Genomic DNA, 14,343 nt, shown 5'->3' on the forward strand with positions numbered 1-14,343 from the left:
GCTCAGCCCATATAGGACGCTGCCAAGGATGGCAGCACTTTCCAAGGCACCAACGAGGTGATATTTATCCTACTATAAGGATTAGATAATTAATAAGACGCAAGGGACAGCTCATGACCGATACCTACACGCCCCTGCCCGAGGCTGACTTTTCCATCCCGGGCAAGATACGAAATCTTTCACGACGCTCTCTTGGCGATCTCATCTACCTTCAGCCTCCTCGCAAAGGCAAGGCCCCTTCACACAAGGGGCTGCTGCTCAGCCACCTCCCCATCGTGCTTGTCGGAGCCCAGGGCCACACCGAACTGCTCACCCATGGCATGCTCCTGCGACAACTCATAGGATCATCTCTCGAGAACTTTCGTTCCCTCAAGGTGTTTGAGGTGGAGCGTGAATCTCTCACCCACGAGGAGCTGGAGGTGTTGCGCTATTTGTCAGAGGTACTGCCCCAAGAGCTTTTCAATACCACACACGTGATGGAAGCCCGTACATTCATCAAGCAGCTCAATGAAAAACCTGGGCTGGAAGAGAAGTTGGCCCGTATCGTGTTCGGGTTATCGAAACCCACCCTGGATATCAAGAGTCTCATGATCCTGACCCAGGGCCGCTGGGCGAAGAGCACGCTGCAACGTGCCCACAGTCCCAAAGGCCAGCAGAGTCTCGACGACGATCGCGGAGCCTCAGAGCCACTCTCCCTCGAGACAAGCAAGGACAACGAGGCACAAAAAGCGGCGCCAACATCAGTGCCCCTCACTCCCCAGGCACCCAAGCCGACTCCACCCACTCGGTGGCAAGCAGCATCAGGCACCGCTAAAGACACTACGCGGCCAGCCCCACCACGCACCCGACAGTCGCATGTACTCAAAACGACAGGCGATCTGTTTGGCAACCCGTGGGATGAGTCGGAGAGCCCATCGTCATGATGCTTGATATTCCCGAAAGCAAGACATGGCTCCCCGAAACCATCCTTCATCAGTGGGAAGAACAATTAGATGACGTGGTATTGTCGGCTGCGGAGGAAACGCGCTTATGGCCGTTTCTTCACTGTAATCTTCCCCCATGTAGTCAGGCGGATCTCTGGATATCCGCTCATATTCAGGCAGCGGATGACAATGATCCTGAATTGCTCGACCTCATCAACAAACTCCTGAGGAGACTCCCTCTTGCGCCGGGACCATTACAGGCGATTCGTCAGAGCCACCCACTGCATAGTCAGCTGACCTTTCCCGATAAATTCGCCCCCTCCATGGTGCGAACCAATATCGCCAAAGAGGCAATACAGCTCGCGCGCCATGACACGACCTCAACAAACGCTTTCGAACTCTTGCCAGGCTATGGCGAGCCATCCCCCATCGAGCACAATCGCCGATTGATTCGTCTTGCCTTGCGCGACATGGCCGGCTACCACTCGGGGCCTTCTGTCGATTGCAATCTCTATTATCAACATTTATCGACCCTACATATCGCATTGAAGTACATGCTGCCACTTTGGCAGCACCCGATTGCGTGGCATCGTTCTGCCAATCTCTCGTTACTCAGCGCCTGTAAACATATCCCGTGGCTGAAAAACGGCAACCCCAGGCTGTATGACCAATTGCAGCTGGCCCAGGAACTGCTCTCTGGTTACCTGCCCATCGGGACTCGTCGCGCGCCCTACGCGAAGCGGCTCCCGCAACGCTCCGTCTTTTTTCAAGACTCATTCAAGCGCGACTTTTCATCGGTTGCCTCCAGCCCTGAACTACCTGAGACACTCGGTACCGCACGACTCTCGGACGACAACGAGGACGTTGATACCAGTCTCGAACCAGACAAGATCTCTCAGCCACAAGAAGAAGTGGAAGCGCCCTTTCATCACAAGGGAGACACCCTGTTGACACCGGAAGATTGCAGGGTGATCGCGCGCAAACGTCAGCAAACCTCTATCGCACAGAGTCTGGGAAGTCTGTCGAATTTCGCCACCACTCAAGGGCAGATCCGAAGAATACTGACATTACCTTTACCGCCTGATGCCAGACTGCTGGTGCAACTTGTGCTCGCAACAGGTATTGCCCCCGAACGTCTCAGTCAGCTCCGTGTGACGGGTGTCGAGCAGGAGACACTGCTCTGCACTGCGACGATGTCGCGGAATCGATCACTGCAGTGGGTCCCCGAAAGCAACACACTCTACGTTCCTGTCATTCATGCACCGTCAAAAAGCCCACCCCTGCCTCTGCGCCTACCGGACGCCCTCGCGATACCCCTCAATCAATTGAGCGAAGCGACAACTCAGCCTCTGACCAAGAGCCTGGCGGTGCTCAACCGCCAGCTCAGGCAACACATGGCAACGCACACAGGCACGACTCCCACGGCCCAGCGCGTGGCCAGAGCCGCACGTCATCACCTTCTCGGCATGGCGAATACCGATATCGAAGCGGAGTGGCTTCACGGGGAGCTCAGCCTGAAAACAGCAGCGCCTGCCGCTTACCGCAAGACGTCCCTACGTGAACTGCAGCGTCTCATGAACACGTCTCTGGCCTGGTGGGGGATCGCGACACCGATGAACACGACACTGCCGCCCAGGAATGCACACGCCATCACGACCTTGGGCTCGAGCATGACACTTTCGCTCCACACTGCCAGGGAGGCACTGAAGGGCTTGCATGATCTGGTCCAAAAGGGTCTTTCCGACTTTCCCATTGCTGTCCGTGGCCGAACCCCTTCACCTGAGGACTGCTCGGCCTTGATCGAGCTCAACAGTGCGCTTTGCTGCTACGTACTCATGGGAGTCCAGCTGACGGCAGGACTTCGTCCACCAGGTGCCACTACGCAAATGTCTCGGCGTGGACGCCTGCTGTGGGTCGCTGACAAGGATTCAGGTCTCTACAGAGAAAGCCGGGTCATCCCGTTGCCTCTCCCGGTTTGCCAGAATCTCGATACCCTGCAGGCATGGCAGGCCTCCTGGCGGCAGCACTGGCCACGAAATGGCGGGACCTGGCTGTCATGGCCAGAAGACGAGCAGGCACTGACCATGTGGTGGTCAAGACGCCAGGCCAGCCTCAATCTGACCGCAAAGCCTTGCCAGCAGACCCACATCCGAGGCTGGATCAGCACACATCATCAAGCGCCATCACTGACAGCCGCGTCACGCAGTGCACTCGCTACCCTGCTGGCACTTCCCGATAACGCGCCACGTCATTTCGTCGCCCAGATACTCGATGGGCGAATGCAAGCGAACACGCTGGATATGCTGCTGGGCCATGTCAAACGCGGCCAGCAGCGCCATGCCCCCTATGCCAGCAACATCTGCCTACCGCCGGAGATGCAACGCCTCTTGGGGGAGTTGTCCGATGAGTTGCGAATCAAGGTGATACCTCTCAAGGATTTGCCATGAGTAGAGATGGGAAGTTTTACCTTGCACCTGCAAGGGAGACGTCAGGAATCCGATCACTGGCCAAGCTCGACCCTGACTTGCACCTAAAGCTCATGAGCACCCACCACATGCAAGAGCTATGGTCGCGCTGGGAGGAACGCCGACTTGATCGAGTCAAAGGCACGCAACGCCAGCAAAGCCTGCACCTGCTGTACTGGATCGAGCGTCACGCCAAGCGCCAACCGGCCAACGATATGCCGGCAGAGGCCGGAAGCATGATGCTGTACCTCAACCATACGCAAGCCAAGGCAATGGTCACGGAACTGATTCGATGGAGAAAGGTGCATCATCGCCGGCCGATAAGGCCCCGTGAAGCTTACCGCGTCATCGGCCGCTTTCTGGAGGAAGTCAACCAAAGCCCGGGAGTCGTGGCGATGCTGCCACAGTGGCCCACACAGGCCCGGCGCAAAAGCGTGCTACCAATGGAGGCCAAAGCTCTGGACCGCGCGACCAGGGTCTTGCCGATCATCCGCGCGCTACGTCAACCCGGGACTGGCTTTCCGCTGTTGCGCGCTGCCGTAGAGCTCGGTGTGCGTGCAGGGTTGGGCCAACAGGTGATTCTGGTCACATTGGCCTGCCTGACGCGTCGTCACTTCGAGAGCGATCGCAACGCCCCCAATGAGTGGGTCTGGATCCCCGCTCACGCGGCACCGTCGACGGTCATGTCGCCTCACATGACGGCCTACCGTCTGCCATTGGAGTCGACACTGACGACTGCGCTCAAGACATTGAGAGCCAGAAAACCCACCACAGCCAAGGACGAGTGGTTATTGGCCGAGAGGCCAGAAGACCAGTCCCTCTCGATTCCCGAACGGATTCGCATCGTCAAGGGTCGCATGAGACAGGAGCTGGCCTCCCTGATCACCACACTGCCCATGACAACCGAGGAACGCCGAAGGCTTAAGCTGACCACCTTGCTGAGCGCATTGCCTCATGCGGCAGTCCTGGGGGGATTGCCCGGCTACTGGGTCAGCCAGTTCAGTCGCTATCCGATTCCCTACAGCAGCGCGCATGGGCTTTATGAGCCCCACTCCTACTTCGCTCGGCTCGAGGCTCCACCGGTCAGCACGGTCATGGCTATTGATTCCGGCTACCATCAGCAGGAACCCATGGCGGATGACGACTCGGTGAGCGCCATGGATCTTTTCGCGACCAAGGCATCAGAAACGAACGCTACCCCCCACTCAACCGTATTGACACAACCTCCGGGGCAGCGCTTGATGACCCAGGATTCCTGGCAGATAGACTGGCTTCCGTCGGCGAGACGCATCCTCAAGCAATGGATCGGGGTCATTTCCTCTGATCATCTTCGCAAGACAAGTGACGAAAGGGTCAAGAAGCGTCTGGAGGCGCTGCTGCTCGAGACAAGCAGACGCCTCACAAGACTCATGGGCATCCGCCATAGCTACCCGGTCATGGTGCTCTATTGGCTGCATGATCTGCGCGTGACTCGCATGCTGCGCGTCAGTTCGCTGCACACCTATCTTTCTCGCAGCTTGCCGATGGCGATGGCGGACTACACCTTGTCGATCGACATTCAGGAGTGGGACAACGACAGTGCCCAGGAAATGTGCTGGTGCGTGCCACGCGACATGGGGTGGTCAGCCAGCACGACACACAGCTTTCTTGGCAATATGGGGCAGCTCATCCGCTTCATGCACAGCATGGGAGTATTGCTGGACGTGGAGCCGCCGATATCAGGCAATCACAAGACCCCCAGCGCCAAACGAATTCATTTCGCCACCCTGAGACAGATGGAAAAGGTACGTACTCATCTTCTCGCAGTACCCGATGCAACACCTGATGCCACCATGCAGTGGCTCAGCATCGCGCTGGGCTTCCACGGGGGGATGCGCGCCAGCGAGGTCTGCGCCCTGACGCTACGGGACATTCGCATCGAATGTCCTCAGGGCACCTTTTCGCTCGAGCAGTGGTTGGAGGACCACTGCCCGGCCGAGCCCACAAAGGCGCTACCTGATACGGGATTCTCACCTCCCTCACCACATGAGAGAGATACCCTACACGTGAAGTTGCGTGAACTTCTGAAGTCATTGCCGGAGATTGAGTGTCGCGTTTATATTCACGCCGGAAAGACGCCTTCAGCGCGGCGCGTACTTCCCCTGCACCTTCTGACATTCTTCGGCGATATTGAAATGTTGGCAGCATGGTGGGTATATCGACGGCGATGCTTCCCCTCGACAGCCCTCTCTGATATCGCGCTGTTCGGCCCGAGCGAGAGTTGTCAGGCATTCAATCATGCCGGCCTGATCGCTCCGGCAATCGACACTATGCGAAGTGTGCTGGGGAGTGCCATCGATTTTCACTCGTTGCGCCATGCAGCGGTCAGTTGGTGGCTGATTCGTCTTGAGGCGGCGCAGAACCGTGACATACTCGACGACTTGCAGGAGCACGGCTCCTGGGGACTGCAAAAAGCGCCCCTGAAACGCTTTCTGAAGGGGGTTCGAGGCTATGCCGGACAGGACAGTCAGGATCGCGGCATGTTGTTGTATCAACTTGCCGTCTGGATCGGCCACCGCACCCCGGAACAGACATTGACGCACTATGCCCATAGTCTGGAATACCTGCACCGGCAGGCCATGCGGCGCGCCAGTGAGTACACCCGGGCGATCACACCCTGGGTAGCCCCAGTAACATGAGGTGCCATGGCCTGACTCAACGCCTCTCCCCCCAATAGGCAACCGCCTTGCCATGCCCCAACGGGGGGGGGGGGCCATATCGGGATCACACCGGAGCAAACAACAAGGCCAGATCCTCCTCATCAAACAGGGGCCCCTCCTCCTGACGCCCGCTTCCCCCTTCCAGTACTGATGCGGCAAGATCCGCCTTGCGAGACTGCAGCTCCAGGATGCGTTCCTCAACAGTTCCTGCACAAACCAGCTTGTAGACAAACACCGGATTCGTCTGGCCCATTCGATGAGCACGCCCGGTGGCTTGGGCCTCTACGGCAGGATTCCACCAGGGGTCGTAGTGGATGACCGTATCTGCCGTCGTGAGATTGAGCCCAGTCCCCCCTGCCTTGAGGCTGATCAGGAATACGGGTACCTCGCCACGCTGAAATTGCGCCACACGCTCGGTTCGCACTGCCCCGGGCGTCTGCCCTGTGAGAGTCAAGTGAGAAATCCCCTCCCGCTCCAGTGCTCCCCCGATCAATTCAAGCATTTCCGTAAATTGCGAGAAGATGAGGATACGCCGACCGTCCTCGACCAATGATGGCAACAGTTCACGTAGCGCCTCCAGTTTGGCTGAGCGCTGAACCGTCGCCGCACTTTGATGTTTGACAAGCCGTGGGTCACAGCACACCTGGCGTAATTTCAACAGCGCATCCAGCATCACGATGCCGGAGGCTGCCAGCCCGCGTGTCTCGATCGCCTCCTTGACCCGTTGATGCTGTGTCAGTCGAAGACTCTCATAAAGCTCTCGCTGCGCACCGGTCAGCGTGACGTCTCGCTGAGTCTCCGTTTTGTCCGGCAATTCATTGAGGACTTGCTGTTTGGTACGCCGGAGGATGAGTGGCGAGATACGACGAGAAAGTCGTTGACTCACAGCGTCGTCAGCATGTTTCTCGATAGGGGTACGAAAATGCCGACCAAACCACTGCTGGCTTCCCAAGGCGCCTGGTGCAGCAACATCCAATTGCGCCCATAACTCACCCAGGTGGTTTTCCAATGGCGTTCCGGTCATCGCGATCATGCGATCTGCATTGAGCCTGCGTACGGTACGCGCGGTCTGACTGGCAGCATTCTTGATGGCTTGGGCCTCATCCAGTACCACGATACCGAAGTGCTGCTCGCACAGATGCTCAATATCTCGCACCAGGAGGGGGTATGTCGTGATGACGAGATCCACATTGGCGACAACAGTATCGATCTGCTCACGACGGCTGGCCTTGGCTCCCTGAAGCGCCAGCACGCTCAGTGTCGGCGCAAATCGAGCCGCTTCGGCGCACCAGTTACCGACGAGACTTGTCGGGGCCACCACCATGACAGGCCCGCGCAGCTCCCCTCGCGAACGCTCATCGAGCACGTGTGCAAGGATCTGGATGGTTTTTCCAAGCCCCATGTCATCGGCCAGAATACCGCCAGTACTCAACTCCGAGAGGAATCGCAACCAGGCTAGTCCTCGCGCCTGATAATCGCGCAATTCACCCTGGAAACCGTCAGGGGCTGGCAATTTATCAGGAAGCTCACGCAATCGTTGGGCAAGGGCCACGGCATCCTCTCGCCCCACCCAGCGCTCATGATCTGCCAAGGGGGCCAGCTGATCGATGGAGGTCAATGGCACACGAAGTGCGCTTGTGGGTGCCTCGCTATCGTGAAGCCAGTCCATCAAGGGAGCCAACCAGGCACGTAGCTTGGCAAGTGGAAGCACCAGCCGACGGTTATCCGGCAGGTGTACTACCCAGCTTGCCCCCGCTTCCTCATCCTCCTCCGGCGTCAACGGAAAGTCTTCGCGCTGAATGAGTTGACGCAGAATGGGGAGCAGATTGAAGGATTCATTCTCCACCTCAACGCCCAACGCAAGATCGAACCAGCCGTTCTCGGCGGACTCGAGCGCTCCATACCAGTTGTCTGGCGATAGATATTCGGGCTCTTGCGGGAAGTCGTCACTGAACTCGACCACACATCCCGCCTGACGTAATTGCAGGATCATGTCCCACCATTCCTCAGGAGCAGAAAGACAGGTCCTCCATTCCGCCGCATTTTCTGGCACCTGCCTATCTATCGGCAGCAGCAAGCTCCACGAGGGCAACTCCAACCCATCCGGTACATCGTGGTGCGCGGCGAGTTCTTCCAACGTGACCATGCCTGGCGGAATGGCGCGAATCAGCGCGATTTCCGCCTGTTGATCACGTGGTATCGTCAAACGCTGCCCATCGCGCAGCCCCTGGGCCACCTCTCCCTCCTCTGGGGGTATCTCGATACCGGCATAGCTCAGGCTCACGACACCAGCGCCCAACCGAATAGGAGTTTCGTTCCAGACATGGCGGCGCGTTGGCAGACGTGCCTGTGCGACACACATGGTGATCTTCAGCTTGGGTTTCACATCCTCGAGCGTTGTTTCCACGAGGGTTCTCGGAGAGGGGACTTGGGCTGCCAGCCCCGAGACATTCTGGAGGCGAGAGGTCAACCACTCGCTCACTTCCGGCGGTAACGCGGGAACGTGCTGGAGTTGGCGCCAAAGCTCAACATCCCCCTCCAGAGGGCCAAACTGCTTATTTTGAGGGTCAAGATAACAAAGCGACTTGCCGACACTGGCTACGATAGCCGCGGGAGACAAGATATCTTCAGGTATCGTGGACATCTGCAGCCGCTGCACACCCTGCTCATCCATCTGCCAGGTCGGGGCGATACGGCAGGTCGGCCCAATACCAAGCTGTGGGCCCGTCTGCTTCTGATGGAAAAGCAAGGGGGAGGCATCGCTTGCCAGCAGGGACCAGAGCGCTTTCGCCTGGAATGCCTTGTTCAACGTCAAACCTTTGGATTGCCCAGGAAAGTACCATTGCGAATCTTTGCTGCCATGCAATAACTGCTCGATGGCCTCCTCCTGCGCCGGCTGCCATCCCATTGCAGGAACAGGTGACAACTCCCCCACGTGAGAGACTTCAACTTTCACTGGCGAGACCCATCGATCAAGCTGCGTCTTGCTCTTGGAGGGCCTCAACCACACCGGCTGCACCGTCAGCGCGGGAAGCCCCCTGTGGCCGGACTGCACATCAAGGAACAACCCGAGACGGTGGTTGGCACCTACTTGGACGGCTGACGGCACCGCCGGGGCTTGACTGTGATGTTGCAGCCAGATTGTCCACTCACGTTTCGCCGCCTGAAGTGACGGCGCTTGCTCCACTTCGTCGGGCTCAAGCGTGTCAGGAACCTCCAGGGCTTTTCCCAAAGGGCCGCTACTCAGGAAGGTATCGATCAATGCGACTGCGTGCTTGCAGGTACTGCCCACCGGACAACTACAAGCTGTTCGCATCTGGTGCCGAGTACCCACAGGAGCCAACATGATCATCGTGCGATAAGGGGTGCCCAGACTGCCCGCGACATCGCCAGAAAGCGTCAAACCACCCTTCTCATCCAACTCTACCTGCCACTGCTCATCCACTCGCTGCTGGCGCGCGTAACGCAGACCACGCTCCAAGGTGCCTGCATCAAACTCATCACGCCATCCATGCTGAAGGAGTGCGATATTCAAGGCGAACGATGCATTACTCAAACCAGTGGCTGCCACAGCGGCACTCTCCATAGAAATATGACGATATTGGAGCAAATTACGGGACTGCTAGTAAACCAGACGGATTCGCCGCCATAGGGCAGGCCTAACAAGCCTCATGGACCGAAGCAAACCTCTATGCAAAGGGGCTTGCTCCGATAGCCAGAGAAGTGAGCGAACACCATGAGAATTAAGGTATCAGTCGCGATGCCACCTGAGACTCTCTGGTATAGCGCCGTCCCCCACTTCGGTATCCTTGCCCTTCCACAGCCCACCAGGATAGCTCCCATGAAGCGTTATGAACGCTTTGCTGCCGAGATCTCAAACCTGATTCGTACCGGTATTCTCGCCCCAGGTGAGCGCGTGCCGTCAGTGCGTCAGGCCAGCAAGGCGCATGGCATCAGTCCCTCTACCGTCTTCCAAGCGTATTACCTGCTGGAGAATCAGGGATTGATCAGTGCGCGGCCGCGCTCGGGATATTTCGTGCGTGACAATGCCTCGCGGATACTCGATGAGCCGCATGTCGCCCTGCAGCAGCAAGCTCCATCCGATGTCGCCGTCAGTGAACTGGTGTTCTCGGTGCTGGGCTCACTGCGCGACAACGATACCGTCCCCTTCGGCTCTGCCTTCCCGAGCCCGGAGCTCTTTCCCCTCGCGCGGCTTGCGACCAGCATGACGCGCGGGCTGCGCCAGCTGTCATCGCATGCCGTGATCTCCGACATGACCACAGGCCATCCTGACCTGTGCCGACAGATCGCTCAGCGCTACATGGTCAATGGCATGCAGCTGCCGACAGAGGAGTTGGTGATCACCAATGGCGCCATGGAGGCGCTCAATCTTGGCCTGCAATGTGTCACCCAGCCCGGGGACCTTGTCGCCATCGAGGCGCCGGCCTTCTATGCCACGCTTCAGGTGCTTGAGCGGCTCAAGCTGCGCGCGGTGGAAATTCCGGTACACCCGCGCGAAGGGATTGATCTCGAGGTACTCGAGAATCGTCTGGAGACGCTGCCCATCAAGGCCTGCTGGTTCATGAGTCATCTGCAGAATCCGCTGGGGGCCAGCCTGAGCGATGCACGCAAGGCCGAACTGTATGCGCTGCTCTGCCGTCATCAGCTACCGATGCTGGAGGATGATGTCTACGCGGAACTGTATTTCGATCAACGTGCCGAGGTGTCGCCCCCGCAACCCGTCAAAGCGCTGGATGTCGAAGGTCTGGTGATGCATTGCGGGTCGTTCTCCAAGTGCCTGGCACCGGGCTATCGGGTGGGCTGGATATCCGCGGGGCGGCATACCCGGGAGATTTCGCGCCTCAAGCTGATGACGACCATCTCGCCATCGCTGCCCGCCCAAGTGGCCCTGGCCGACTACCTTCAGCATGGCGGCTACGACCGCCACCTGCGCAAGCTACGTCTGGCGCTCGAGACCCAGCAGACAGCCATGCTGGCAGCCATTGATCGCTACTTCCCCGAAGACACTCGCGTGACCCACCCCCACGGGGGTTATTTCCTGTGGTGCGAGCTTCCCGAGCACATCGACTCGCTGGCCCTGTTCCAGCAGGCGTTGGCCCACGGCATCAGCCTAGCGCCGGGGCCTATCTTCTCGGCCACACAGGGCTTCAAGCATTGCATTCGCTTGAGCTACGGCCACCCATGGGATGCGGCGTCAGAGCGCGCCATGCAGACATTGGGTGAATTGCTCAAGGCAGCCTGAAACGCGGACCGCTCAGGCTGCATGCGAGGTGCGAGGAGTGCCTCGAGTATATGCGCGCATGAGTGCGCGCAAATGCCGCAGCCCTTGTGGCCGCCTTGCCACACAGTCTTCACTCGTCATCCGCGGGGGCGAAAACAGCCTTTTGCGGCACATGTCACTCGCGCGCCAGCCGCTTGCCACACCTGGATGTCGCACCTTGTTGCGCACCCTGGCTGCATGCCTTGATGCCGCACGCGTGCCCTAGCAGGGTGCGCAAGAGCCCGCCATGGCGGGGCCTGCCGCCAAGGGCGATGTGGCACGCGCCTGACCCCGTCATAGTGCTGACGTGAATCAGAGTGCGCCCTCCTGCCCGACTCGCCTTGCTGGATTCTCGCCAGACCACCTGGCTGGCTCACGGGCATTTAACGACTGACCAAGATTCAGCTCGCAACTGATATGGTTTTTTCTCGCACAACTGAGCCTGTTATGGCTTCCGGTGGCTCCCTAGAGTAGCGGCGAAGATTCAGGCAGGGCCGTCCCCCTTGCCGCCTACTCAGGAGACATTGCCATGTTCGGCACCGAGGCCATCGACCTGGCCAGGATACAGTTCGCCTTCACCATCTCGTTTCACATCATCTTCCCGGCCATCACCATTGGCCTCGCCAGCTATCTGGCGGTGCTGGAAGGCATGTGGTTGAAGACGGGCACACAGGTCTACCGCAACCTCTATCATTTCTGGTCGAAGATTTTCGCGGTCAACTTCGCGATGGGCGTGGTGTCAGGGCTGGTCATGGCCTACCAGTTCGGCACGCATTGGAGCGGTTTCTCGGCCTTTGCCGGCAGCGTGACCGGGCCACTGCTGACCTATGAAGTGCTGACCGCCTTCTTCCTCGAAGCCGGCTTCCTCGGCGTGATGCTGTTTGGCTGGAATCGCGTCGGACGCGGCCTGCACTTCTTCTCGACCTGCATGGTCGCGCTTGGCACCCTGGTCTCGATGTTCTGGATCCTGTCCTCCAACAGCTGGATGCAGACCCCGCAGGGGCATGAGGTCATCGATGGCATCGTCGTGCCGGTCGACTGGTTCGCGATCGTCTTCAATCCCTCCTTCCCTTATCGCCTGGCCCACATGGCACTGGCCGCCTTCCTGAGCACTTCGCTGTTCGTCGCTGCCTCCGCCGCCTGGCTGCTGCTCAAGAAACGCGATACGCCGGAAGTGCGCAAGATGCTGGTCATGGCGGTGATGATGCTGATGGTGACCGCCCCGCTGCAGGCCTTCGTCGGCGACATGCATGGCCTGAATACGCTCAAGCACCAGCCGGCCAAGATCGCGGCCATCGAAGGGCATTGGGACAACAGCCATGGGGAACCGACGCCGTTGATCCTGTTCGGTGTGCCCGACATGCAGCGCGAAGAGACGCGCTTCGCGCTAGAGATTCCGGCTCTCGGCAGCCTGCTGTTGATGCATGACATCGACAAGCAGGTACCAGCACTCAAAGACTTTCCCGCCGCGGACCGTCCCAATTCGACCGTCGTGTTCTGGAGCTTCCGCCTGATGGTCGGCCTGGGCCTTGCGATGATTCTGCTCGGCCTCTCGGGTGTCTATCTGGCTCGCAAGGGCAGACTCTTCACCTCAGAGCGCTGGCTGAGGCTAGCCGTCGCCATGGGGCCGGCCGGTCTGATCGCGATACTCGCGGGCTGGTTCACCACCGAGGTCGGCCGCCAGCCGTGGGTGATCTACGGATTGATGAGAACGGAAGATGCAGTCTCTGCCCACAGCACCGCTCACCTCAGCATCAGCCTGACGGCCTTTGTCACGGTCTACTTCATCGTCTTCGGCACGGGGATCAACTACCTCTTCAAGCTGATCAGGAAAGGGCCGGCGGGTGATGACAGCCACGCTCCCAGCGGCGGCCCCGGCAAGCCACGCACGCCTTCCCGCCCACTATCGGCCATCGAGGAATCTCTCGACGGCCAGATTCACTGACTGGAGCGATGAACACTATGGGTATCGACCTTTCTGTCATCTGGGCGGGCATCATCCTGTTCGGCCTGATGATGTACGTGATCATGGATGGCTTTGACCTGGGTATCGGCATTCTCTTCCCGTGGGTGGAGGACAAGGTGGACCGCGATGTGATGATGAATACCGTGGCCCCTGTGTGGGATGGCAACGAGACATGGCTGGTACTGGGCGGCGCGGGGCTATTTGCGGCCTTCCCGCTGGCCTACGCCGTCTTGCTGGAAGCCCTGAGCATTCCCCTGGTCGCCATGTTGATCGGCCTCATCTTCCGCGGCGTCGCCTTCGAATTTCGCTTCAAGGCCTCGGACGCGAGCCGCCACTGGTGGGACAAGGCCTTCGTGGGCGGCTCGGTGCTGGCCACCTTCAGTCAAGGCGTCGCACTGGGAGGCTACATCCAGGGCATCGCCTTCGATGGGGTTACCTTCAGTGGCGGCTCGCTGGACTGGCTGTCCCCCTTCCCGCTGTTCTGCGGTGTGGCCTTGCTTTTCACCTATGCGCTTCTCGGCAGCACCTGGCTGATCATGAAGACCGAAGGCATTCTCCAGGCGCGCATGTTTGCCCTGACGCGCCCGCTGACGCTGTGGGTATTGATCATGATCGCGGCCGTCAGTCTGTGGACACCGCTGGCGCACCCCGCCATCGCCGAGCGCTGGTTCACGCTGCCGCAGCTATTCTGGTTCCTGCCGGTGCCAGTGCTGGTAGTGCTGGCCGGTTATGCGCTGATCCGCGCTGTCGCCTTTGAATATCATGCCCAGCCTTTCCTGCTGGTGCTGGCCTTGATCTTCCTGGGCTACAGCGGTTTCGGCATCAGCATGTGGCCTGACATCATTCCCGGTCATGTGACGATCTGGGAAGCGGCCTCTCCGCCACAAAGTCAGGGCTTTGCCCTCGTCGGCACGCTCTTCATCCTGCCGATCATCCTGGTGTATACGGCGTGGAGCTACTTCGTGTTCAAGGGCAAGGTCCGTCATACCGATGGCTACCATTGAGAGGT

At 59.1% G+C, this 14,343-nt stretch carries 7 protein-coding genes; 6 read left to right on the forward strand and 1 reads right to left on the reverse strand.

Going from position 1 to position 14,343, the window contains the following annotated elements:
• Positions 1-113 precede the first annotated feature (113 nt).
• The 3 genes from AC5WNI_RS10665 to AC5WNI_RS10675 all read left to right on the forward strand — a co-directional run bounded on the left by AC5WNI_RS10665 (position 114) and on the right by AC5WNI_RS10675 (position 6,066).
• Complete coding sequence (locus AC5WNI_RS10665; RefSeq protein WP_286989442.1) at positions 114-923, forward strand: hypothetical protein; 810 nt, start codon at positions 114-116, stop codon at positions 921-923.
• Entirely contained in the window at positions 920-3,370 is a 2,451-nt protein-coding gene (locus AC5WNI_RS10670) for a hypothetical protein (protein WP_286989440.1), read from the forward strand. Before AC5WNI_RS10665 ends, AC5WNI_RS10670 begins: the two co-directional genes overlap by 4 nt.
• A 107-nt stretch (positions 3,371-3,477) precedes the next feature.
• Positions 3,478-6,066 carry a site-specific integrase gene (locus tag AC5WNI_RS10675; protein ID WP_213115092.1) on the forward strand — a complete coding sequence of 863 codons (2,589 nt, stop codon included), beginning with the start codon at positions 3,478-3,480 and terminating at the stop codon, positions 6,064-6,066.
• An 85-nt stretch (positions 6,067-6,151) separates the two neighbouring features.
• Here AC5WNI_RS10675 and AC5WNI_RS10680 read toward each other — a convergent pair whose 3' ends face one another.
• Positions 6,152-9,658, reverse strand: a complete 3,507-nt coding sequence (locus tag AC5WNI_RS10680) for a DEAD/DEAH box helicase (RefSeq protein ID WP_286989437.1) — start codon at positions 9,656-9,658, stop codon at positions 6,152-6,154.
• A 270-nt stretch (positions 9,659-9,928) separates the two neighbouring features.
• Between AC5WNI_RS10680 and AC5WNI_RS10685 the strand changes: the two genes are divergently transcribed.
• The 3 genes from AC5WNI_RS10685 (at position 9,929) to cydB (ending at position 14,338) form a co-directional block, all read left to right on the forward strand.
• Positions 9,929-11,350, forward strand: coding sequence for an aminotransferase-like domain-containing protein (locus AC5WNI_RS10685; protein WP_213115090.1), 1,422 nt, complete (start codon positions 9,929-9,931; stop codon positions 11,348-11,350).
• Positions 11,351-11,897: 547 nt separating this feature from the next.
• Positions 11,898-13,313 carry a cytochrome ubiquinol oxidase subunit I gene (locus AC5WNI_RS10690; RefSeq protein WP_495928437.1) on the forward strand — a complete coding sequence of 472 codons (1,416 nt, stop codon included), beginning with the start codon at positions 11,898-11,900 and terminating at the stop codon, positions 13,311-13,313.
• 17 nt (positions 13,314-13,330) lie between these two features.
• A complete protein-coding gene (gene cydB / locus AC5WNI_RS10695) occupies positions 13,331-14,338 on the forward strand; it encodes a cytochrome d ubiquinol oxidase subunit II (protein WP_495929201.1) in 1,008 nt (335 codons plus the stop codon).
• Positions 14,339-14,343 lie beyond the last annotated feature (5 nt).

Source organism: Cobetia sp. PDI-12MA (genome assembly GCF_059507695.1).